The organism is Bacillus sp. AP8, assembly GCF_000321185.1.
GTDB classification, from domain to species: Bacteria; Bacillota; Bacilli; order Bacillales; family DSM-1321; genus Bacillus_AD; species Bacillus_AD massilioanorexius.
Map to the genome: position 1 here is coordinate 52956 of NZ_CAPG01000085.1, position 23691 is coordinate 76646.

A 23691-nucleotide genomic window follows, 5' to 3' on the forward strand; every position below is an offset into this window, starting at 1 on the left:
CTCTTAATCAAATTAATGGGCAGGTACTACCGTTACATTATTTAGAAAGCGGCTTTCTATACATCAAATTTTTGTCGGATTCCCTCTTCCATTTTTAACGCACCTTCATATTCTTCTTTGAGGAAAAATATAATATAGCACCTTAATGTGTAACATCAGCTTTTTTCACAAAGTAAGAATGCATTTGTAAACAAAGTGTTATAAAAATGAATTAAGATAAAGCGTAGGGGCGTCCCAAAAAGTGATTGAAAATCGCTTTTTAGGAAAGCCCCTTACAGTTACATATTAACCAATTCTTTTGTATAATTCTACCATTTCGCCTGCTAAATCTTTTAATGTCATTGCTGTCATTAAGTGATCCTGAGCGTGAATTAGTAAGATAGAGATTTCTGATTTTTCTCCACGAGCTTCCCCTTGAATTAAAGCAGTTTGTGATTTATGTGCTTCACCAAGTGCTTGTGTAGCTTCTTCAATATATTTTTCAGCTAATTCAAAGTTACCTTGTTTAGCTTCTTTAAGAGCTTCCATCGCTGTACTTCTAGCGTTCCCAGCGTTTAGAATAATTCCCATAATGATTGTTTCCATAATGATCCTCCTACAGTACTTCTACTGTTCTCCGTTTTCTGCTTTTATAGCTTGAATATCTTGTACTTTAATAAACGGAATATAAATTGCCACAGCTAATAAGAAGTTAAATATTTGTAGTGCAACACCTTGCCATGCTCCACCTGATGCTAAATAACCACTGAAAATTGGTGGCATAGACCACGGAACCAATGCTACTGTTTTCGGAACAAGTCCCATTGATATAGCAAAGAATGACGTACAAGTTAATACGATTGGAATTAACACGAATGGAATTAGTAAAATTGGGTTCAATACAATCGGAACACCAAATAATACTGGTTCATTAATGTTAAACACACCCGCAGGCGCTGTAATTTTCCCGATACTTCTATATTGAGCACTTTTTGCTACTAAGAAAATAGCTACAATTAATGCTAATGTTGCACCAGCTCCCCCTAAGTGTACATATACATCGAAGAAAGGTTTTGTTACTACTGCTAATTGATCACTAAATGCAGATACTCCATCTTTAAACGCTGCCATATTTGTTTCTAACGATGGTAGGTAAATTGTTTCCATAATCGGTCCAATAATGTTTGTACCATGTAATCCAAAGAACCATAATAAGTGAATTAATAAAGAAACAATAATCGCTGATGGTAGTGTATTTGATAGCCCTTGTAAAGGCTCTTGAATTGTATCAAAAATGATTTTGTGTAACGATGTTCCTGCATGTGTAAATAATAAGAACGCCATTCCGAATACGATAAATACAACAGTCGCTGGAAGTAAAGCTGCAAACGAACGTGCTACCGCCGTCGGAACTCCTTTAGGCATCTTAATTGTGAAATTTTTCTGGATTAAGAAACGGAAGATTTCTGTCGAAACGATAGATACAATTAATGCTACGAATAATCCTTGCGCGCCTGTCCAAGCAAAATCTACTCCGCCCTCAGTAGCTGTTACAGGACTCATAATAATAAGAGAACCAAAAGCAACTAATGCTGCTGATAAACCATCTACATCATATGATTTCGCTAAGTTATAACTAATACCTATACCAACTAGTAAAGAAAGGATAGCAAAGGAACCTTTCCATATATTCCCTCCAAGATCAGTCCAACCTTCACCAAATACTCGAACCATAAAATCTTGGTATCCTTCAAAAGGTAAACCATTAATTAATACAGCAAATGATCCTAAAATAATAAGTGGCATAATTGCTACGAATCCATCACGGATAGCTACTAAATGTCTTTGGCTACCAATTTTCCCAGCAACGGGAACAAAATATTTTTCTAAAAACTGAATAATTTTATTCATGCTCTCACTCCTTCACTTCTTAATTAGGATAAGCTATACAATGTATAGCTTATCTAATTACTTCATGTTTAAAGCTTGCTTTAACACTGCTTCTCCGTTCATTGCGCCGTAATTCATCATATCAATTACTTCAACCGGAATATTTTTTGGAGCAGCTACAGCTTCAATTTTTGATTTTAAGAAACGAACTTGAGGTCCTAATAAAATAACATCGCATTTATCAATATCTGCTTGTAATTGAGCTTCAGGAATCGCCCAAATTTTTGCATCTATACCTTGAGAACTAGCAGCAGCCTCCATTTTAGTTACTAACATACTTGTTGACATACCTGCTGAACAAACTAACATGATATTCATATATTTCATCCTCCAATTGTTTTTTGATAACGTTTTCATTTGACTTACTAAAGTTATCTTACAATACTTACAAAGTCGAGTAAACGTTTTCTTGAATATTTCACATTTTAGACACATTTATAGTGAGTCACTTAACTAACAAAATTATTGTTTATAAAAACTAACAAACTATTCAATAAGATTTAGAACGGTGCCTTACATACTTACTTCCTAAAAAATAAAGAGAGTAACTTCTAAAGGTCGTATCATGAACGACCTTTAGAAGTTACTCTCTTTTCTTAAATTAAATAAAATAATATTTCTTCTACAATAAGAGCAACGTCATAAGAGTAAAGCTGAATCCCTTTATCTTCAAGCAAAAAAAGTGATGAATCATTGCCAATAGAAGCAATCGTAACATCTCTCGGTATTCGAATTTGCTGCTTTTGAAGTTCCGCAATGGCCCCTTGTGTAAAGTACGGATGAAGCGATACGATAGCAGTAGGTCTTTTAGGTAATGCTAAAAATCGTTTTACTGCTTTTCTTCCACTTTCTACGCTATACTTACCTTCGTATGTATACGCTGAATCCAAAACCTCTCCACCAGTATACATTGCTTTTACATAACCAATGTAGCGTTCAATGGCATTTGGAAAGGACTTCGTACCATTTATCACGGCTATATGACGATGACCATCCTTTATCAATGAATGCGTTAATGCACGCACAATTTCTTCTTCATCCTCTATTACTTGCGGAATTTCGATATCTAGATTTTTTATTTTCGTATGAAATAGAACAACTGTAATACCTTTCAGAACTAAATCCATTAAATATTTTTCATTATTTCCTGTACTAGCAACGACAATGGCATCTACACGCTTTGCCTCAAGCTGTTGTAAGATTTCTCGTTCTTTTTTAGCGTTGTACTCCGACTCTGTAACAAGTACATGTATATTCTCAAATTGCAACTTTCTTTGCAAAAGCTGAATGACTTTTACAAAATAAGGATCTGCTAAATCAGGTACTACAACTCCAATAATATTTGTTTTTTGTTCTTTTAAACCCTTCGCCAATTGATTTGGAGTATAGTGTAATTTTTGTGCCACTTCCAATACCTTTGAAGCAATTTCAGGACTTACATTACCTTTACCATTTAAAACCCTTGAAACAGTTGCAATAGAAAACTTACTCTCACGAGCTACATCTTTAATGGTTGCTTTTTTCATTTATCAACTGACCTCTTTCTCCATCAGTTTTCTCTCGTTTTCTTTTACAGTAATTGATTTTACCTTGTTTTATATCATTTTCCAATAAAAAAAACATTACCAATTCCTTTTAGCTTTCGATTTCATAAAAATTTCTTTTTTCACACGCTTACATATCATTCTAACATTTTTAGGGAAGGTTGTTTTCACATACTTTCTCGTCTATGAACAAGCGTGGGACGGGACAGGTGAGTATCAAGGAACACAGTAATTGGTTAGTCTCTCTCCTAGCCCACAAAAATCTCGTCCCTTCCGCTTCTATCGACCTTTTTATGTTTTTTTCACCGAACTTGTTAGAAACCATCTCTACGAAACAACCTTATACAAAGACATATCAATCGAAATAACACAATAGAACAAGTAAAGCCCATCAACTATGGGGGAGCTGATGGGCTTTTTATAGAAAAGGGGGGTAGCCTCTCTATATATGATGAAAACTAGCATTAATTAGGGTTATACCTTATTGAGCAATTCCTTCTGATACTTCTTTTACCATTTCAGCTACAGAGATTAATCCGCCACCTGATAAATACCAATATTCCGGATTTAACTGAATGATTTTTCCTTCTTTTGCAGCATTTGTTTTCGCAATAATTTCATTTTGAACCGTTTCTTTTAATGTTGATTTTTCACCAACCGCTACGTCGCGATCAATAACAAACAGATAATCAGGGTTTTTCTCGAATACATACTCAGATGTTACATTATTACCATGTGTAGAAACTTTAATTGATTCATCAGCAGGAGTAATTCCTAATACATCATGGATAATCCCAAAGCGAGATCCCGGACCATAAGCACTTAATTCTTTCGCACTTGATAGTACAATTAAACCTTTTTTATCAGCTGATACTTTTGCTTTTACATCAGCAATTTCTTTATCGATTGCTTCAAGTTCTGTTTTTGCAACATCTTCTTTTCCAAAGATTTCACCTAAAGTTGTTACGTTCTTTTTAAATGAGTTAACAAAATCAGCTTCGTCTACAGCCATGTAAATTGTAGGAGCAATTTCGCTAAATTGATCGTACGAATCAGCTTGACGTCCAGAAATGATAATTAAATCTGGCTCCGCTTCTTTAATTGCTTCGAAATCTGGCTCTTTTAATCCGCCAGCATTGATTACATTGTCATTATCAAAAGCTGATAGATAACCAGGAACATTTTTTCTAGGAACCGCCACTACTGAATCAGAAGCACCTAACTTTTCAATTGTATCTAAAGAACCAAAGTCAAATACAACTACTTTTTTCGGATTTACTTGAACAGGTGTTTCACCATATTCATGCTTTACAACTACTTCTGATTTTTCTTCTTTTGTATCTCCAGACTTACCGTCTTCCTTCTTCGTTTCATTATTACCACAAGCTACTAAAACGACTGCAAATAGTGCTAATACAAACATTAACAATGATTGTTTTAATTTCATTTTTACTTTCTCTCCTATAGTTACGCAAAATATACGCATATTTTTTGACAATTTATGTTTTGTATCGAAATATCCATATCATAAATATCTTTTAGTACGGCGGAATTAATAATCTCATCCGCAGGACCTTCTTTAACTACCTTTCCATCCTTAAGTGCCACAATATAATCAGAATAAACGGAAGCAAAATTGATATCATGGATAACAATAATAATGGTTTTATTTAACTCGTTAACCAATCTTCGTAGGATCTTCATAATTTGAACAGAATGTTTCATGTCTAAATTGTTCAATGGTTCATCTAACAAAATATATTCTGTATCTTGAGCAATAACCATCGCAATATAAGCTCTCTGTCTTTGTCCACCGCTTAATTGGTCCAAAAATTTATCTTGTAGGTCTGTCAATTCCATATACGAAATGGCTTCATCAACCTTTTTCCAATCCTCTTTATTTAATCGACCTTGAGAATAAGGAAATCTTCCAAAAGAAACAAGCTCACGAATAGTTAGACGAATATTAATATGATTAGATTGTTTAAGAATCGCGATTTTGCGAGCTAGGTCATTACTTTTGATACCGCAAATATTTTGACCCTCTACAATAACCTCCCCTGTATCTTTATCGATAAGACGACTAATCATAGATAACAAAGTACTTTTTCCGGCTCCATTTGGACCAATAAAGGAAGTGATTTTTCCTTTTTGAATACTCACAGATACATTATCAATAACATTCTTTGTTCCATATGACTTTGTAATATTCGTAACTTCAATCATGATTTATTCTCCTTTAATAGAAGGTATATGAAATAAATTCCACCAACGAAATTGATGATGACACTTAAAGTAGTTGAGAACGTAAACACTCTTTCTACTAATAATAGTCCACCAACAAGCGAGACAATACTGATCATTATGGCAGAGATTATGATGTATGAATGTTTGTATGTACGCATGACTTGATACGCCACATTTACAACAAGCAAGCCTAAAAATGTAATAGGCCCAACGAGTGCCGTACTTATCGATATAAGTACCGCTACTACTACTAGTAACCTTCTAACAACATAATCATAATTTACACCTAGATTAATAGCTTGATCTCGTCCAAGTGCTAAAACATCTAAATACTTGAGAAAACGCCATGCATATATCGTAATAACAACAATGCCAATAATGGACAAATTCAACAAATCGGTTTGCACATTATTAAAGCTTGCAAACATTTTTCCTTGAATAGACTGATACTCATTCGGATCGATTAATACTTGAAGAAAAGTCGACATACTAGAGAACAGTGTTCCGAAAATTAATCCTATCAAAAGAAGAAAATATAAATTGCTTCCTTCTCTTTTAAATAGGAGTTTATATAATAAACCTATAAACAAGATCATAATGACAATCGTAATAATAAAATTGACATTCTTATTAACAATTGTTTGGCTAGTAGATCCTAGAATAAATATTAATGCAGTTTGAATTAGCATATATAAGGAATCTAGACCTATGATACTTGGGGTTAGAATTCTATTGTTTGTAATGGTTTGAAAGATTACCGTTGAAAAAGCTATACACGAGCCTGTTAAGATAATGGCTAAAATCTTCAAACCTCTTTTTGGCAATACGTAGTCAGGAAATCTCCCTATATCTGTAAACATAAATACACTGATTAGTCCAATTGCTATCGCTACTAGTATTCCAATTTTTGCTTTATCATTCATAAGCCTTTCTCCTCAACAGTAAGTAAGCAAAGATCGCACTTCCAATTACACCTACAGTGAGACCAATTGGAATTTCATACGGGTAGATAATCACTCGACCAAAAATATCACATGCTAAAACAAATACAGCTCCTAATAACGCTGTATGAGCAAGATTATTTTTCAAATGATCGCCACGATAGATGGACACAATATTAGGAATGATAAGACCTAGAAATGGGATACTTCCTACAGTTAAAATAACAACTGCTGTAACCATTGCCACAATAACCAGACCAATATTTACTACCTTCTTATAACTTAAACCTAAATTTAAAGCAAAATCTTCACCCATACCAGCTACTGTAAATTTATTTGCGTATAAATATGCCACAATCATTAATGGCACACTTATGTAAATCATTTCATAACTTCCCTTCATAACACCAGAAAAGCTTCCTTGTAACCAGGCTGACATGGTTTGAATTAAATCATGCTTATAAGCGAAAAAAGTTGTTATTGAGCCAACAATTCCTCCAAACATTAAGCCAACAAGAGGAATAAAAATGGCATCTTTAAACTTAATATTGTCAAGAATCTTCATAAAGATGAATGTACCTATTAATGCGAAGATAAAAGATATGATCATCTTCTGCAGCATTGTAGCAGAAGCAAATAACAACATACTAACTAGAATCCCTAAACGTGCTGAATCCATTGTTCCAGCAGTTGTTGGTGAAACAAATTTATTTCTTGTTAGTTGTTGCATAATCAGTCCACATATGCTCATACTTACACCAGCAATAATAATCGTGACTAATCGAGGTATGCGACCAATTATTAAAATATCCCACTGATCTTTCGTTAAAGAAAATATATCTAGTGGAGATATATTTGATACTCCAATGAAAATGCTTGCAAATGACAAGGCAATCAGTGCTGCAATTAAATATCTTATCTTCATAAAGGATCCTCTTTCTAACTCTATGTTCTATCTTGACGTTTATTTCTGACAGAGATAATCATTCTCAATACCTCACAAAAAAATATGACAGCTATAGCCATTCGCGATGTCGTTCTTTTTTTATATAAAGCTATTGATAATATTACTTACACTTTAAATGATAATGATTATCAACTTCATTTGTCAATGTTTTTTTCTAGTTTTCAGTAAATTATTAAAAGGCTTTCATAATTTCGACAAACTAAATGATACTATTCTCTTATGTTCCTTTTTTACTATATATATAGATAAAAATGAACGAAGCAGAATATTTTGTCATAAAACAGAAAATAAAATGATAAAAAAGAAGGAATTTTTATTAATTTTTAGAATATATAGAATTAAGAATAAATTGAATGGTCATTCAGTTTATTCTGAAGCCATTCATCTATTCTTAAAATCTTACTAAATGGAGGTTTTATATGAATGGTTTTGCTACATCAATAGCCGGACTAAGAAATAAGAGAGGAGTGTTTATTGCCCTTATTGTAGCGTTACTTATACCACTTGTTTACGCAGCTATTATTCTTACTCCTTCATGGGGACCATACGATAATCTTTCAAACCTACCCGTCGCCGTTGTTAATGAAGACGCTGGGGCTATGTCAGGTGATCAACCGATTAACGTCGGTGAAGATTTAGTAAAAACCCTAAAAGAAAGTAATTCCTTAGGATGGGATTTTGTTAGTGCAGCAGAAGCCAAAAAAGGGATGGACAATCTTGATTATTATATGGTTGTAGAAATTCCGAAAGACTTTTCAGAAAAAGTGACAACTGTATTAACCGATCATCCTACGGTTCCACAATTGAAATATACCCAAAATGAAGGCTTGCACTATATGGCTGCTCAGGTTACAAATAGCGCAATCAATCAAGTTCGTGAGCAATTAGCTAATAAAGTAACAGAAACATATGCTAAGACTCTATTCACACAATTAGCAGATGTTTCAAAAGGATTTGAAGATGGTGCTGAAGGGTCAGCTAAGCTTCACGATGGTTCCGTTCAACTAAAAGCTGGGACTGGCCAAATTCTAAGTTCACTTGATTCCAAATCTGGTGATATCGCTAAATTAGCAGATGGAGCAAAACAATTAAAAGATGGAACAGGCACACTTTTATCAAAAGTACAAGGGAGTACTGGAGATATTAATAGGCTAGCTACTGGTTCACAACAAGTAGCTACTGGTGCAAAAGAAGTCTCTACAGGAAATAAATCACTAGCATCTGGTGCAAAAGAATTAGCTAATGGAACGAAAGAATTAGCTGCTGGTTCAAAAGTGTTAGCTACAGGAACAAAATCTTTGACAGTTGGTAGCCAGACACTGTCTACTGGTGGTCAAAATTTAGCCGTTGGTGCAGATACATTCGCTACTGGTGCAATAGCCTATGCAACTGGAGCGAAAACGTTTTCTTCAGGAGCAACTACTTTAGCAACAAGCGTTAATGCATTATCAGCGGGTGCAAAAGATCTTCCTGCAGGGGCTAATCAAATTCTTAATGGATTAAAATCAGCTCAAGGTGGAAGTGGTACTCTTTCTCAAGCGTTAGATCAGCTAGCTCCGGGAAGCAAACAGGTTGCTGATGGAGTCGGAGCTGTAAATTCTGGCGCTGCTCAATTAGCTGCTGGTTCTGGACAAGTAACAGCTGGTTTAGAACAATTGTTAAAGCATCCCGTTCTAGGACCCGTCTTAGCAAATAGTCCAGATTTCCAAAAATTATTAGATGGTAGTAAAACTGTCACATCTGGTTTAAATGACTTACAGAATAAATCCAAAGCTCTAAAAACAGGTGCTGATACAGTAGCTGGTGGTTTATCCCAAGCTTCTCCTGGAGCAAAAACGTTACAAGCTGGCTTAAATGAGCTTGTAGCAGGACAAACTAAGCTAGCTCAAGGTGCTAGTCAATTAGCAAATGCAGCTGCTCCACTTACTGACGCAGCAGCAAAATTATCAGCTGGTGCGAATGATCTTGCAAGTAATACAGGAAAATTAGACGCTGGTGCATCTCAATTAAAGAGTGGTGCTAGTCAATTTGGCAGTGGGGTTAATACGTTCAGTAGTGGTGCTAAACAGCTTTCAGCAGGCGCGGATAAATTAGTAGCTGGAGCTACGAAATTAGATGCAGGTACTAATCTTGTTGCGAATGGTGCAAATAGACTTGCTGATGGTGCTAGTCAAGTTGCGAATGGTGCTAATCAGGTGGCAGACGGAAACTCTAAAGTTAAAAATAATTGGAGTACACTGACTTCAGGTATCCAACAACTTGATAACGGTGCAGGTCAAATCAGTGACGGAAACCAAACTGTTAAAACTGGTTGGGGAACACTAAGTGACGGTGTTAAACAAGTTGATGATGGGCTTGGTCAGATTGAAAGTGGAAGTAACGAGTTAGCTACTGGATTAAAAGGTGGCGCAGAAAAAACAAGCAGTCTAAAAGTAAATGATCAAAACATCTCTATGTTTGCATCTCCTGTACAAACGGATGGAAAAAGCATTAATAAATATCCGAAATATAGTTATGCCAATGCACCATATATCTTATCTCTTGCGTTATTCGTTGGTGTGTTAGCGCTTTCTTTACTATTTAATATCCGTAAACCAGAAGATGTTGAAGTATCAGGGTTTGCTTGGTATTCTAGCCAATTTGCAAAAATGGCTGGGTACGCTACAATTCAAGCAGTAGTTATGAGTATTTTCGCTCTATTCTACATTAAATTGAATTTTGGAAGCGCTATTCTTCTTATTTTATTTGCTATACTAGCAAGCATTACATTCTTAGCGATTGTCTTCTTCTTAGTGGCACTTGCCGGCAATATTGGACGTTTCCTTGCAACCGTCTTTTTAGTTTCCCAACTTTCTACAACAGGTTCTAGTCTTCCAATCGAAATGCTTCCTTCAGGCTTACGTATGTTAAGCAACTTCTTACCAATGCGTTACTCTATTGATAGCTTTAGAGCAATCATTTCGTTAGATAATACTAGTGCAGCATGGAGTAACATGTTAACACTACTAGTCTATTTTGTAATTGCTGCCATTTTAATAGCTGTTGTAGTTGCTTTTACCAAAAAAACAACGACTACAACTACAGTTGAAGAATAAGAAAAATGGATAAACAACAAAAGTATTCTTAGTAACGATTGTATTCCATTTTATCTATAACTGAGTAATACGTACTTCACATTAATAAAGACCTCAAAGCTTACATCTAGCTTCTGAGGTCTTATTTTTATGTTTTTTAAATTATTACACTTCCTATCATACGGAAACGTTTCCTCCACAGCGATAATGATTTTGTCTCAGTTTAAGAGATTCCGAACATCGCCATGACCTTTTCTTCATTATTTAACTTTATAAATAGAATAAGCTATTTTCCCTGCTCTCCAAGGTACGCTCGGGTTTTGATCTTGCACTACTATAGGAAAAGATTCTTGAATATAATCCAAACAGTTTAGAGATAATCGTTTCCACCTATCAACTGTAATCGTATTCACTATTAATTCTTTTAATACCTTGAGAATATGTGCAGTTTCCATACGAGCTGAGTTACTAATGTCCAGTTCTTTACTACTAGATAAATACAAACTCATTTTTATAGATTTCCGAACAACATGTATATCATTAAGTAAAGAAAGAGATGAAGCCACTTTCTTTTCAAGTTGTACTCTTTCATTCTTATCTAGAGATACTTTTCCTATTGTTTCAATAAAAAGAATGTAGTATCGAAGATAATTCAGAATGAAAGAATCAAATTGTTGATCGCTTTTTTCTTCTGTCCTTTTCAAAGAAGCAGCGTTTTTCATTTCTCTAGCTTCCTTCTCTTTTTTCCAGACGAAGAGGAACTTTCACAGCTTTCATAATCACTTAATGAAGAATCGCTTGATGAAGAATCACTTGATGAAAAACTATCAAATAAACTACTATCATGCTTTGTAGTATTTTTTTTATCTAAGGACAAGATATCCTCTAGTTTGATTTGCAACATAATTTGTGACTGTATAACAGTTCGTAACGTCTGATTGATGCTATTATTCATCATCAGCATATCATTCAGACTATCGGGACATGTTTTTAAAAATTGTTGGAGTTTTTCTCCTTCAGCATTTAATATATGTGAAAGGCTAATTTCTTCCATCGCTACTGATGCGAGAAGCAAATTTATAGCTTCTTTTCGATCGATTGATATATTTGGTTTGATATTCGGAATATTTGGCAAAGACATTTTGACACCTCCTTTTAGAAACCAAAAAACTAATAATAGTAAATTATGTATTACTATACTCCCCCTACTTCGAATTTGTGCAGGTTCAAAAGGAAAAAACATTTCCTGATTCTTTTTAGTTTGGATGTTGCCTTAGAAAAATTCTTATCCTATTTTCGATACTTCCTGTAGGCTGTCGATCGACGTATGGTTACCTTTTGACCTTTACGGCAGATAGGCTTATGACTCCTCGAGGAGTTAAGATGCTGAAGCTAGACAGTAATCTGGATTCAAAATTAAATATTTTTTTAAATTGCAAGAAAAAACGACTAAAGAAAACCATACTCGCTAGTCGTTTTTGCCAAAAAAGAACTCTTGCCTGAGCAAGAGCTTATTTAGATAGTTCTTTATACGCAATTACTTTTAATGCTTGAATTTCTTCATCAGACAATTTATTTTCGATTGTCTGATGAATTTCCTCTTTAGACGCTGTCCCATTTTCAAGTTGAGATTTTATATTTTGCAATTCGCTAATCCCTACTTTTCGAATAATGACTCTGGTTGCTTCTTCTTTCGTTTTAAACGGTAATTTACTTTCATCTATATTAGCGCCTTCTTCGACAAATTTCTTCAAATCTGGATCATTTTTAATGGATTCTTTTACAGTTTCTAACTGTCCACTTTTCTCTAACTCGTTGTTCAAAATATCCATGACTTTATCTGAGGCCACGTTTGTACCAAAATAATATATTCCATACCCAATAGCTATGACTAAAAGCACAATGACTAATACTACTTTCAAAAGCTTTTTCAAAATTTCCCCTCCTTGTTTTTCTATCTTATAATTCATACAAACAGATTACAACCATTCCCATAATTTCCCTATAACAAAAAAGAGCCATCTTATCATGATGACTCTTTATATAGAATGCTAAATTTAAGCAATTTCTTCTTTCTCTACAATATCTAATTTTTCTTTTAACTCTTTATCACGCTTAATTCTACTTTTACCCATAGCTAAAGCCGTAAGTATACCAATCACGATGAAAATAAGACCTGATAAAAATACAGTTGAAAATGATTCTGCCCAAGCTGTACTAATAGACTTAATAAAAGCTTGTTTTGATTCAGCAGGGAAAGGTAATTTGGATGGATCTACTAATAACCCAAATAAAGCATCTGTTTTCTCTGATAACGCCATTAAACCTTGCTTAACAATTGGTATGGTAGATTCTTCACTCGCAGCCGTCATTTTAGAAACAATCGTTTGATTCATGACAGCATTTAATATAGTAATACCAATTGTTCCTCCAATCGAACGGAAGAAAGTTGACGCAGATGTTACTTGCCCTAGCTGTGACGTAGGAAATTCATTTTGAATAGCAATCGTAATAGTTGGCATTACTAATCCCATACCAATTCCAAGCACAACCATATAACTATATGCTTGTAATTCCGTAGAATCTAATCCCATTGTACTCATTAAATAAAAGCCAATAGCAGTAATCGTCATACCTATGGTTAATAACGTTCTAAATCGAACCTTTAATAAAAGACGGCCTCCTACGACACTAGCCATTATTAAAGCAATCATCATTGGAGTCATTGTCGACCCTGCTTTAGTTGGTGATACACCTAAAATTCCTTGCATGTACATCGGTACAAACATAATTGCACCAAACATCCCTAATCCTAATAAAAAACCTAATGCATTAGATACAGCAAATACTCGATTTTTGAAAAAACGTAAATCTAAAATGGGATCAATCGCTTTTCTTTCAATAAAGAAAAAGGCGACTAGTAACACTGCAAAAGCGCCAAAAATAGCTAATGATGTACCAGATACCCACTCAAATTTATCTCCTCCAAAAGTTAATCCTATTAATAATAGAATAACCGCCGGTATTAAAGTAAATATCCCTAAGAAGTCAATGTTTACTTTCCCTTTATGAATTGGCTCATGTTTCATTCCAATGAAAATGAAAACAGCTGATAATAAACCAAATGGAAGATTTATCAAGAAAATCCAATGCCAGCTTACATAATCAACAATCACTCCACCTAAAAACGGTCCAAAAACGGAACTTAATCCAAATAACGCACCGAATACTCCCTGCCATTTCGCACGTTGTTCAGCAGTAAAAATGTCACCAATGATTGTTTGCGATAATGGCATGATCATACCGCCGCCAATACCTTGTAATCCTCTATAAATGACTAGTTGTTCCATAGAAGTCGCGGTTGCGCATAAACCTGAACCAATGATGAATATAATCGTTCCGAGCAAATAAAGTTTTCTTCTACCATATAAATCTGAAAGCTTACCAACTATAGGCACAACAGCTGTAGAAGCAATCATATAGGCTGTTGTTACCCAAGCAAAAATACTGAAACCATTTAACTCAGCAATAATTGTCGGCATAGCTGTACCCACTACAGTTTGTTCAAGCGAACTAAAAAACATCCCAATCATTAGACCGACTAGGACTATATTTTTGTGAATCCCTTTATTGTTTGTATCACTCATAGATGTCTCCTTTAATTCTTCTTTCAAAAATCACGTAAAGTGAATTATATTACAGAGTGACCAGTCAGTCAATACACAAAAAAATGTAACGTTCATATAAAATGAACGTTACTTAATATGGTAAAATTCTGCTATTTTATTATAATATGCTTGAAGCTCAGGAATTTCCCTAAAGTTAGAAAGCATCCCTTGAATAACTGGTATTCTTGGCTTTACACTTTGAATTTCTGCCGCTAACACTTCCAACGATACTTCTAAATCTTCTTTTCCATCTAGTGTATTTATTATTTCTTTCATATTAGCTAACAGTTGATTAAAATCGCTATGACAACAGTTTTGTGATCTATCTAACAACTCTTTCATTCTATCAGATGTTAAAACAGGCTCCTCTTCTACTATGCCTTCTATTATATGATCCATTCTACGAAGAAGAAAATCTATTATCTTTCTAAGCTGAAGTGGCTCCTTTTCATACATCACAATTTTGGTATAAGATTGCACCATACCCTCTAGGATAAAAGATAAATCCCAGATGAACGGTCGTATCTTCTCACCATATATTTGCAACAAACCATTTTGTAAGAAATTATGCATTGTCACATGCATTTGAAAGATTTGTTTTTTTATGCTTTCATTTAATGGAATAGCTTGTTCACGAGATTGCATAATAAGAAATTCTTTATGCTCCATCAGTGTTTCTAACATCGTTAGCAATTGCAAACTAAATTTCTCACGTGGAGCTATCTTTTCATTTTCATATGAAAAAATTTTTGTTCGTAATTGTTCAGAGTAGTAATCGAAAATGGAATAAAGTAAAGCATCTTTGGATTTGAAATATAAATAAAAAGCCCCCTTAGAAATTCCGCTTTCTGTTACTATTTCATTAATAGACGTAGACGAGAACCCCTTACCTGCAAAAAGTTTTATGGCAGCTTCTATAATAATTTTTTCCTTCTCCTTCATGCTAGACATCCCTTCCATTTGTACTCATCTCTATTATAGTCTTATTATGACTGACTAGTCAGCATTGTATATGATAGTCTTTTTCTCGTCAATATTCTAATCTCTTTTTCTTCATACTTACGTATTCTGCCTTACGTGTTAATCAAACGATTGATTAAAGCATACAATTGTCATAAAATTTTAATCAAACATTTGATTAAAGGAATGAGACGATGATACTTGTAAGCTCTTGTTTAGCAGGCAAAAAATGCCGATATAATGCCACTTCCTGCCCAGAAAATACATTAGCAACACTAGTTGAACAAAAAAAGGCCATAATGGTATGTCCAGAATTATTAGGGGGATTTTCTACGCCACGTGAACCAGCTGAAATCATCCATGGAACGGGAGAGGATGTTCTAAATGGTACGGCTCAAGTAATAAATAAATCTGGCATAGATGTTACTGAACAATATCTATTAGGAGCACATCATACGTTAGAACTGGTGAAAAAACATAATGTCACTCATGTTGTACTTAAAGAAAACAGCCCCTCGTGTGGCAGTTCTCTAATTTACAATGGGGAATTCAATGGCCAGAAAATAACAGGAGAAGGAGTAACGACTGCCTTATTACGAAAAAATGGCATTACGGTCCTATCAGAAAACGAGCTTACTAATCTTTTTTAATGGCTCTGCCCATTCCACGGAATGCAAAGTTTTTTTATCCATATTAAAGAGGATGTATCGAAGAATTCTATGTCGATAACATCCTCTTTTTTAGACTGTTTTCTAAAGGATTGCTGAAAAAGTCCTTTTCACAACGACCATTAATGAAAGATTCGGCTCTTTTTTGCATTCTCTGTAAACTTGTTTACTACGTTCATTAATGGCTTTTTAAGAATGGTTCCTATTATAATGAATATTGTAGCTACAAAAAGTAAAACAATTATACTGACGATCGCATTTTTCCAAACGACTCCACCTAATGCTTCTCGTAATAGCTTCACTGCATAAGTGAAAGGTAAAAACGGGTATATACGCTGGAAAAAGGTAGAGGATACTTCTATCGGAAAATTTCCTCCGGAGCTTGATATTTGTAATACCAATAGGATAATCGCCATTCCTTTCCCTAGATTACCAAATATCGCCACCAATGTGTAAACAATCGTCACAAACGCAAAGCTTATAAGCAAGCTGAATAAAATAAAAGTTCCTTTCATATGCGCATCTATTCCTAAAAGAAATATATCTCCAATAGAAACAATCGCCGTTTGAATTAAAGCAATAAGTAGAAATGTTAATCCCCTACCAAAATAGAAATGATGGGGCTTATAAATGGCTTTAGGCATGTGAACATCGACGCTCAATAACGATACCAAAAGTAAAGAACCGACCCATATGGCCAACGCTGTGTAAAAAGGTGAACTTGCTGACCCATAATTTGCGATTGGAAATTGTCTAATTTCTTTTAGTTCCACTGGCTTCGCCATAAAATCACTGTCAGCTTGAACATCTCTTCTTAAAATATTTATAACTTTTTCTAAACTCGTTTTTTTCTTTAATTCATCAATCTTATTGGTCGCTTTTGTTACTGCTTCACTAAGGTTTGGTAACTCTGAACGAGATAAGTTTCCAGCCATCGAAATCGCATCAACTAACTGCGGCATTTTTTCTTGGACAAGAGCTGCTGTAGTAGTAATCTTCTCTTCTAATTTAGGTAAATCACTTTGAATAAACTGACTAGCATGATCTAACTTGTCTCTTAAATCTGGAAAACGCTGTTGATAAAAGAGTGCTGCTTTATTCAAATCATCTATTACTACATTTAAATTTTGATTTATAAAATTCGTAGCCTTTTCGATAGCGTTTTTTATATTAGGTAATTCCGCTTGAAATTTACGTAAAGTATTGGCTGCATTTTGCAACGTCTCTTCTGTACTCCCTAAAAGGTTTGCCACATTAGGTAATTGTTCCTTAGCTGCCAGAACGATTTCATTTGTTGATTGGAGATCTTTTTTCAAACGAGTTAAACTAGAACGAATAGCTGGTAAATAGGTACTATCATAATTGTTTAATAAACTACTCGTAGCCTCCCGAATTTTGATTGCTTCATTATTAATTTCCTGAATAGTATTTGGAATAGCATTTGGATTATTATTGATAGTAGCTATGGCATTTTGTACAATGCGCTGTTGAGATTGAACGCGATTTTGGAGACTTTGTAGTTTATTTAGCATCGTTTGTAGCTGTGTAGGCGCTACGCCATTGTTTATTAAGCTTTGAATATGACTTATTTGTTGAGTAAGCTGAGCATTTTCTTGCTGCAATAACACGTTTGCTTGTTGCAGTAAAAGAAGCAATTGTTGGGGGCTGATATTAGAATTAATCATTTGATCAGTAATTGCAGCTACACTACTAGCCAACTGATTAGCAAATCCTATATTAAGCTTAACTACCGAGGCTATTTGATCAAAAGCAGAATCAACACCATTTAAAAACTGATTCGCCGCATCTACATAGCCTTGACTATTATTCGTAACTTCTTGAATTTTAGGTAGCAATGCTTGGGTGGATTGCACAATATCTAACGCTTTATTTGCTTGTTTTAGTCCTTCATCAAGTGTTGTTTGTACAACATCAAAATGCTCATTAATTTCATTAACCTTTTGAGCCATATTACGAATTTCAGGAATCTTACTTTGTAAAACAAGTACTTGTTTACCTGCTTGCTCTATTTTCGGCATAGCTTTATTAATTTTTAATACACTCTGCCCCATCTCATTTACTTTCGGAATATAATCTGTAATTGATATGATCTTATTTGCTTTTTCTTTTATCTGCGGTAAATGAGCTTCAAGTTGCTTAGCATGTTCACCAAAATCATTAATTTGCGGTAATGCATCTCGTATTTGATATAGTTTCGCTTCTAACCTACGAATGGTTGGCAAATCTTTATCTAGCTCAATGCCTACTTTATTAAATTCCTCCAGAAGGGTACTTGAAACCGTGTCGACAAATTCATCACTAACCTGATTTGTTACCGTATTGGCTCCGGTTGCCGTGATTTTCGGAGTGATAGCATTAATTTTATCATTTATGGTAAATATAATTTCTGCTCTTTCAGGATTATCCGAAAGCAGACTACCTAAATGCTCCGAGAAATCCTTTGGTATATAGAGACTTGCATAATAATCCCCATATGTCACACCTCTATCCGCTTCCTTTTTTGATACAAACGTCCAACCTAAATTATGATTATTCTTTAATTTTTCTACGATTTTGTCGCCAACATTTAAAGATTCCCCTGAGATTTTCATTCCAATGTCATCATTTGCAACAGCAATTTTTATTCCAGAGGTATTACCATATGGATCCCACAATGCTTTAATATTAAACCAGGCATATAGCGAGGGAAGAATCATTAATGAAATCACCAAAAAAAGGGCTGCCTTAGATTGTGATATACGTCGCCAATCCAGGAAAAAAATATCAAGAACTTTTTTCATAGCTAAATACTCCTTAAAAGAACCATTCTTCAGTATAAGTCCTTCTTCATTTAGCTATGCCCCTTTCCATAAATGTTCATTATATTTTTTATAAGAAAAACCGACACCGATCCTTTTGAAAAAAAGAGGCTGACTCTTCATCCGAGTCAGCCCCTATATCATTAAATATTCGCTTTTACAATCTGATCTACTATTCCGTATTGCATTGCTTCCTCGGCGCTCATAAAATAATCTCTTTCCGTATCATGCTTTACTCTATCAATCGGCTGACCTGTTAAATCAGATATAGTTCGATTGATATGTTCTTTTAACTTCAGAATTCTTCTTGCCGATATTTCAATTTCTGTCGCTTGCCCTTTTGTTCCACCTAATGGCTGATGAATCATAATTTCACTATTCGGTAGTGCATATCTTTTTCCCTTCGTTCCTGCCATTAACAATAACGCCCCAAAGGAGGCAGCCATACCTGTACATATCGTATTAACGTTAGGCTTGATATACTGCATTGTATCGAAGATGGCAAAACCAGCCGAAGTTGAGCCTCCAGGACTATTAATATACATCGAAATATCCTTTTCTGGATTGTCGGCTTCCAGAAAAAGTAATTGAGCAACAATACTATTGGCAACCTGATCATTTATTTCATCGCCAAGCATAATAATGCGGTCTTTTAACAATCGAGAATAAATATCGTAGGAGCGTTCTCCTACCTTTGTTTGTTCAACTACGTATGGAATAATACTCATGATTAATCCTCCTCGTAATATAGCTATGCAGCCATTTTAAGAGTAGGTGAAATAAAGTGTTTATTAAATGTATCATGTACCTTAGCTACACTTGCTTCTGTAGCTAGCGATCGAATGAACGGGATTCTAGATATTAATAGTTCCGGGTCTTGTTCTGTCAAACAATATTGTATCGTTTCAATAAGGAGTAATCGTTCCTCCTCATCCTCTGTTATATGATGAACAGGTGACCCTTCTTCAGTCTGATGAGATAATCGCTTCTTCGCTCGAAATAATGCTGATTTAACTGCTGTCTCGCTTGTTTCCATCAGTAAGGAAATTTCTTTTATTTGAAATAAAAATACTTCCTTTAATACAAAAATAGTAGCTTGCTTTAATGTTAACTGCTGAAATAAAATTTCCACTTGTTCACATGCAGTATTCCCATTATTCATTTCCTGACGTATCTCTTCTATCTCATCAACTATTTCAAAGCTACGCTTACGCACTTTATCAATCCAGTGATTATACGCCATTTTTTTAAGCAAAGAAGGTCGAATTTCCTTCTGATTCCGATAATGTTTTAATGTTTTGACAATGACATCCTGAAGTAAATCATCGCCATCCCACTTATTTTTTGATAAAAAATAACAATATCGTTTCAACTCTTCATAATACGAAAGAAAGTTAGGATTCGCCCGTTCATCTTTACATGAATCATTCACATCACTCACTCCTTTAACACCTCTCTACTCTTTAAACGAATGAAATCGTTTAAAAGATACGGGGTAGGAAGAAAAATTTTTAATAATAGTCTATTCGTAAAAAAACAGTTCGACTATTCTTATTATGCGTCAAGTTGACAATCAACTTACTGTCGTGCAAAATCATAATAATCCTGTGTATGAAAAGCAACAAAGCCACAAGATTCATATAATTTTAGGGCATTGTTATTTTTTGTTTCAACTTCTAGATAGATATTAGAACAGATTGGACTTTCCTTTAAAACAACCTGTGTTAAAGCTGCTCTACCAAAACCTTTTCCTTGATATTGAGGTAATATAGCAAAGCCATATATCCAGCTTTGCTCGTTTGATCTCTCGATTCTTATTTTTCCTACAGCTTCTTTTTCTACTTCAACTATATAAGTTTGACCATTTTTACTTAATACATTTGATGAATCTGAAACACCAAAACTTAATTGGTCAACTTGCATCAAAAATGGCAAATCCTCTTCTTTTGCCTCACGTAATACGATATTCGAGGTATCATTCGTTAAAATCTTCTTATGCCATTTCATTTGATTTTCCGAAAAAGAATAAGAACATGAGTTTTTTTCTAACCATGCTTTCGCAGATTGGGAGTGTGCTGGAGCATTTATTAATATACGCCCATTATTAGGAATAATCATAAGAGCCTTAGAAAGTAATTGTGTGAATATCCCTTTTTTCCGATAATCAGGATGGACCATCCCGCAAATTTCGTATTCCTCTCCAAATTTATAAACACCCAAAAATCCAACTAAACGGTTCTCTTCATAATGAAAAAAATCCATCTGCTCTGTTCTTGTTTTTAGTGTTTCCCAATTTAACTTTAATTCGATATCATCATAGTCTTCGCATATATCTTGTAAAACATATACGTCAAATAATTGTTTTTCAGTTAACATGTAGATCTCCTTTCAAGTTAAACCTTAAATATTTTTAATACGAAACATCGTTTCCATAGTACTGTATTAACAATAAGTAAGAGAATGATATATATTATTATCCCATACATTCCTGCAAATCTAATAGCGAAGTGTACAACCGCTAACCCAATAAGGATGAAAAACATAAAAAAGGTTTTGATCGATTCTCCTTCAAAATTATCATACCCCCTAGTGAACGGGGCTTCTCGACTAAATAGGCTAAAACTAATTAATACATATAATAGTAGATTTAAAGCAACCGCTACTAAATCAGGTAGAATACCAACCCCTAATAAAAAAGTAAAGATCAAACCTTGGATGAAAAATAACGGAAAAAAATATTGAACAGTAACAGCCTTTATACTCCCTTTTAAAACGGCTCCCATATTAGTTATTGGTGCACATTTATATATCCACGAAGCTTTATAATTACTAGAATATTTCAGCATATAAATGACATTTGGAATAACAAGACCAGAAAAGTAAAGTAGTAAAAATAATTCAGATGAACGCGAACCTTCACTTACAAATTCCTTAAAGGATGTAATTAGGAAAATAAATGGAAAAACAATCGATAATCCAAGTGACGGATACACTTTCAACTTAAACTCACGCTCATTTTTTATCATTTTTTTCGTGAAATGATAAAAAATTCTTTCCTCTCCACTCTTACAAAGCCATCGAGAAATAAGCGATGACAAGGGACTTTTTTTTCTTCTATTAGAATTACTTACAGCAGATAACTTAAGAAGATTTCTTTCAAAAATAGGAATCCATTTGATATATAAAGAAATCGCAATGATTGGCACAATAACAGCTAATGTTGTAAAAACAATAATTGTAGAATAACTATTTCCATTCATCACTAAGTCATACGGTGCTCCGTACCATACAGGTATAATCAAATAATGCCACCATTTCGGATTAAAAACGGCTTCAAAATGGACATAATCAAACACCCTTATTAAAAATTGATAACCAATTGCCATCGTTATTGTAAGGCCTATTTGCACATAGTTAATAATATTTTTTAATTTTTCTCCATCAAAAAATCGTAAAATCATCATGTATAATAATGCTGTTATTACGATAATAAGTAGGTTTACCAACAATAATTCTATCAAGAAAGCAACAAAAAAGAGAATGCCGTATTTAATCAATCCAGCAACTAGAGATGGTCCAGCTAAACAAAGAGTAATAAATAACAAATAAATACTTATATGAATGATTTTAGCCATACCTAATGTTCGACCATCAACTGGCTTCGAAAGAATAATTTCCTTGTCTTTCGTGTCAAGTAATACAGAAGAAAAATCTGAAATTAAAGAAGTCATCACTAAAAAAATTAATACGCCAAAAAACATACTCATTTGATAGACAATATTTTGATTAATTAAAACAGTCGGTAACAAAAATAAGCCTAGTAAAGCATACAGCCACATTGAAGTAAGAAACTGGTTACGATCATTGTCTTTTTTCTTTTGATTACCTATTATGATAGGCGTTCTCCTTGCATCCATTATTAGCTTCATTTGTAAAATACGTCGCAAAATATCATAATCCATTTTCATTTTTTCAAACAAGGGACGAAAGCGGTCTAAAATTTTTAAAATCGTAAATTCTTTCATCTCTAAACCTCATTTATAATCGTTACAAACTTTTCGGCTAATATTTCATGATTATCAAAACCGGTCAATTGATTAAAAATTTCTTCTAAGGACCCTTCTTGATTATGATTTTTTAATTCTGCAAAGCTACCATCCGCAATGATTTCACCGTCTTTTAACAAAAGGATGCGACTACTGATTTTTTCAACTACCTCCATAATATGAGAAGAATAAAAAATCGTCTTACCTTGATTCGCCAGTTGAGCTAATATTTCTTTAATTACAATTACACTATTTGCATCAAGTCCACTTAAGGGTTCGTCTAAAAATAAAAGATCTGGATTATGTAATAAACTAGAGATAATCATTGTTTTTTGTTTCATACCTTTTGAATATGTTGAAATTCTCGCATCTATTACATGATTTATCCCTAAAATCTCCATTAAAGGTTCTGCTTTTCTTTCTACATCATCTTCTGATAATCCGTACAACTGACCAATAAACGTTAAATATTCTCTCGCTGTTAAACTATCATATAAATCCGCAACTTCTGGTACATATCCAATCTTTTTCTTATAATCAATTTGACCATTCGCTATATCTTGACCAAAGATCTTTACTTCACCCCGAAATCCTTCAATCAAACCAAGCATAATTTTCACGGTAGTACTTTTACCAGCACCATTCGGACCAATATATCCGATAATTTGTCCTTGGTGAACGTCTAAATTAATGCCCTTCAACACTTTCTTTCCACCGAAATTCATTTGCAAATTCTTCATTTGAATAATTGGTTCTGTAGCTAATTCCAAGGATTTCACCACTTTCTTCATACTATTCTTACTATTCACTTTAAAATAATTTCCAGTA

21 protein-coding genes are annotated in these 23691 nt (G+C 34.0%); 2 read left to right on the forward strand and 19 right to left on the reverse strand.

Annotation, left to right across the window (positions count from 1 at the left end):
• Positions 1-285: 285 nt before the first annotated feature.
• The 8 genes from BN349_RS20385 to BN349_RS20425 all read right to left on the reverse strand — a co-directional run bounded on the left by BN349_RS20385 (position 286) and on the right by BN349_RS20425 (position 7586).
• On the reverse strand, positions 286-585 hold the full coding sequence (locus tag BN349_RS20385; RefSeq protein ID WP_019244161.1) for a PTS lactose/cellobiose transporter subunit IIA: 300 nt from the start codon (positions 583-585) through the stop codon (positions 286-288).
• Between the two features lie 21 nt (positions 586-606).
• Positions 607-1890: a PTS cellobiose transporter subunit IIC gene (celB, locus tag BN349_RS20390; protein ID WP_019244162.1), complete on the reverse strand. Its 1284-nt coding sequence runs from the start codon at positions 1888-1890 to the stop codon at positions 607-609.
• A gap of 57 nt (positions 1891-1947) precedes the next feature.
• Positions 1948-2247 carry a PTS sugar transporter subunit IIB gene (locus BN349_RS20395; protein WP_019244163.1) on the reverse strand — a complete coding sequence of 100 codons (300 nt, stop codon included), beginning with the start codon at positions 2245-2247 and terminating at the stop codon, positions 1948-1950.
• A 278-nt stretch (positions 2248-2525) separates the two neighbouring features.
• Positions 2526-3455 (reverse strand): LacI family DNA-binding transcriptional regulator, encoded by a 930-nt coding sequence (locus BN349_RS20400; protein ID WP_019244164.1) that lies wholly within the window; start codon positions 3453-3455, stop codon positions 2526-2528.
• A gap of 499 nt (positions 3456-3954) precedes the next feature.
• Entirely contained in the window at positions 3955-4920 is a 966-nt protein-coding gene (locus BN349_RS20410; protein WP_019244166.1) for a siderophore ABC transporter substrate-binding protein, read from the reverse strand.
• 20 nt (positions 4921-4940) lie between these two features.
• Positions 4941-5699, reverse strand: coding sequence for an iron ABC transporter ATP-binding protein (locus tag BN349_RS20415; protein ID WP_019244167.1), 759 nt, complete (start codon positions 5697-5699; stop codon positions 4941-4943).
• Entirely contained in the window at positions 5696-6643 is a 948-nt protein-coding gene (locus BN349_RS20420; protein WP_019244168.1) for an iron chelate uptake ABC transporter family permease subunit, read from the reverse strand. Before BN349_RS20420 ends, BN349_RS20415 begins: the two co-directional genes overlap by 4 nt.
• Entirely contained in the window at positions 6636-7586 is a 951-nt protein-coding gene (locus BN349_RS20425; protein WP_019244169.1) for an ABC transporter permease, read from the reverse strand. Before BN349_RS20425 ends, BN349_RS20420 begins: the two co-directional genes overlap by 8 nt.
• A 461-nt stretch (positions 7587-8047) precedes the next feature.
• On the opposite strand from BN349_RS20425, the gene BN349_RS20430 reads away from it, so the two are divergent.
• A complete protein-coding gene (locus BN349_RS20430; RefSeq protein WP_019244170.1) occupies positions 8048-10723 on the forward strand; it encodes a YhgE/Pip domain-containing protein in 2676 nt (891 codons plus the stop codon).
• Positions 10724-10962: 239 nt separating this feature from the next.
• Here BN349_RS20430 and BN349_RS20435 read toward each other — a convergent pair whose 3' ends face one another.
• From BN349_RS20435 to BN349_RS20455, 5 genes are all read right to left on the reverse strand, one after another.
• A complete protein-coding gene (locus BN349_RS20435) occupies positions 10963-11424 on the reverse strand; it encodes a hypothetical protein (RefSeq protein WP_019244171.1) in 462 nt (153 codons plus the stop codon).
• Complete coding sequence (locus BN349_RS24440) at positions 11421-11843, reverse strand: hypothetical protein (protein WP_019244172.1); 423 nt, start codon at positions 11841-11843, stop codon at positions 11421-11423. Before BN349_RS24440 ends, BN349_RS20435 begins: the two co-directional genes overlap by 4 nt.
• Positions 11844-12213: 370 nt before the next feature.
• Positions 12214-12636: a hypothetical protein gene (locus BN349_RS20445; RefSeq protein WP_019244173.1), complete on the reverse strand. Its 423-nt coding sequence runs from the start codon at positions 12634-12636 to the stop codon at positions 12214-12216.
• 123 nt (positions 12637-12759) lie between these two features.
• A complete protein-coding gene (locus BN349_RS20450) occupies positions 12760-14349 on the reverse strand; it encodes an MDR family MFS transporter (RefSeq protein ID WP_019244174.1) in 1590 nt (529 codons plus the stop codon).
• A 108-nt stretch (positions 14350-14457) separates the two neighbouring features.
• Positions 14458-15312 carry a TetR/AcrR family transcriptional regulator gene (locus BN349_RS20455; RefSeq protein ID WP_026089418.1) on the reverse strand — a complete coding sequence of 285 codons (855 nt, stop codon included), beginning with the start codon at positions 15310-15312 and terminating at the stop codon, positions 14458-14460.
• 212 nt (positions 15313-15524) lie between these two features.
• Here BN349_RS20455 and BN349_RS20460 point away from each other — a divergent pair, with 212 nt between their 5' ends.
• Positions 15525-15980 (forward strand): DUF523 domain-containing protein, encoded by a 456-nt coding sequence (locus tag BN349_RS20460; RefSeq protein WP_019244176.1) that lies wholly within the window; start codon positions 15525-15527, stop codon positions 15978-15980.
• A gap of 140 nt (positions 15981-16120) precedes the next feature.
• On the opposite strand, the gene BN349_RS20465 is transcribed toward BN349_RS20460, so the two are convergent.
• The 6 genes from BN349_RS20465 to BN349_RS20495 form a co-directional block, all read right to left on the reverse strand.
• A complete protein-coding gene (locus tag BN349_RS20465) occupies positions 16121-18799 on the reverse strand; it encodes a YhgE/Pip domain-containing protein (protein WP_019244177.1) in 2679 nt (892 codons plus the stop codon).
• 161 nt (positions 18800-18960) lie between these two features.
• Positions 18961-19545, reverse strand: coding sequence for an ATP-dependent Clp endopeptidase proteolytic subunit ClpP (gene clpP / locus BN349_RS20475; RefSeq protein WP_019244178.1), 585 nt, complete (start codon positions 19543-19545; stop codon positions 18961-18963).
• A 23-nt stretch (positions 19546-19568) separates the two neighbouring features.
• Positions 19569-20249: a sigma factor-like helix-turn-helix DNA-binding protein gene (locus BN349_RS24445; RefSeq protein ID WP_019244179.1), complete on the reverse strand. Its 681-nt coding sequence runs from the start codon at positions 20247-20249 to the stop codon at positions 19569-19571.
• Between the two features lie 146 nt (positions 20250-20395).
• On the reverse strand, positions 20396-21193 hold the full coding sequence (locus tag BN349_RS20485; RefSeq protein WP_019244180.1) for a GNAT family N-acetyltransferase: 798 nt from the start codon (positions 21191-21193) through the stop codon (positions 20396-20398).
• A 17-nt stretch (positions 21194-21210) separates the two neighbouring features.
• Complete coding sequence (locus BN349_RS20490; protein WP_019244181.1) at positions 21211-22842, reverse strand: hypothetical protein; 1632 nt, start codon at positions 22840-22842, stop codon at positions 21211-21213.
• Positions 22843-22844: 2 nt separating this feature from the next.
• On the reverse strand, positions 22845-23603 hold the full coding sequence (locus tag BN349_RS20495) for an ABC transporter ATP-binding protein (RefSeq protein ID WP_425457673.1): 759 nt from the start codon (positions 23601-23603) through the stop codon (positions 22845-22847).
• Positions 23604-23691: the final 88 nt, after the last annotated feature.

Coding starts and splice junctions, on each gene's coding strand:
- BN349_RS20435 (WP_019244171.1), bottom strand. CDS start 11,424: ATGAAAAACGCTGCTTCTTTGAAAAGGACAGAAGAAAAAAGCGATCAA.
- BN349_RS20450 (WP_019244174.1), bottom strand. CDS start 14,349: ATGAGTGATACAAACAATAAAGGGATTCACAAAAATATAGTCCTAGTC.
- BN349_RS20490 (WP_019244181.1), bottom strand. CDS start 22,842: ATGAAAGAATTTACGATTTTAAAAATTTTAGACCGCTTTCGTCCCTTG.
- BN349_RS20395 (WP_019244163.1), bottom strand. CDS start 2,247: ATGAATATCATGTTAGTTTGTTCAGCAGGTATGTCAACAAGTATGTTA.
- BN349_RS24440 (WP_019244172.1), bottom strand. CDS start 11,843: ATGTCTTTGCCAAATATTCCGAATATCAAACCAAATATATCAATCGAT.
- BN349_RS20425 (WP_019244169.1), bottom strand. CDS start 7,586: ATGAAGATAAGATATTTAATTGCAGCACTGATTGCCTTGTCATTTGCA.
- BN349_RS20410 (WP_019244166.1), bottom strand. CDS start 4,920: ATGAAATTAAAACAATCATTGTTAATGTTTGTATTAGCACTATTTGCA.
- BN349_RS20385 (WP_019244161.1), bottom strand. CDS start 585: ATGGAAACAATCATTATGGGAATTATTCTAAACGCTGGGAACGCTAGA.
- BN349_RS20415 (WP_019244167.1), bottom strand. CDS start 5,699: ATGATTGAAGTTACGAATATTACAAAGTCATATGGAACAAAGAATGTT.
- BN349_RS20455 (WP_026089418.1), bottom strand. CDS start 15,312: ATGAAGGAGAAGGAAAAAATTATTATAGAAGCTGCCATAAAACTTTTT.
- BN349_RS20495 (WP_425457673.1), bottom strand. CDS start 23,603: ATGAAGAATTTGCAAATGAATTTCGGTGGAAAGAAAGTGTTGAAGGGC.
- BN349_RS20460 (WP_019244176.1), top strand. CDS start 15,525: ATGATACTTGTAAGCTCTTGTTTAGCAGGCAAAAAATGCCGATATAAT.
- BN349_RS20420 (WP_019244168.1), bottom strand. CDS start 6,643: ATGAATGATAAAGCAAAAATTGGAATACTAGTAGCGATAGCAATTGGA.
- BN349_RS20430 (WP_019244170.1), top strand. CDS start 8,048: ATGAATGGTTTTGCTACATCAATAGCCGGACTAAGAAATAAGAGAGGA.
- BN349_RS20485 (WP_019244180.1), bottom strand. CDS start 21,193: ATGTTAACTGAAAAACAATTATTTGACGTATATGTTTTACAAGATATA.
- celB (WP_019244162.1), bottom strand. CDS start 1,890: ATGAATAAAATTATTCAGTTTTTAGAAAAATATTTTGTTCCCGTTGCT.
- clpP (WP_019244178.1), bottom strand. CDS start 19,545: ATGAGTATTATTCCATACGTAGTTGAACAAACAAAGGTAGGAGAACGC.
- BN349_RS20465 (WP_019244177.1), bottom strand. CDS start 18,799: ATGAAAAAAGTTCTTGATATTTTTTTCCTGGATTGGCGACGTATATCA.
- BN349_RS20400 (WP_019244164.1), bottom strand. CDS start 3,455: ATGAAAAAAGCAACCATTAAAGATGTAGCTCGTGAGAGTAAGTTTTCT.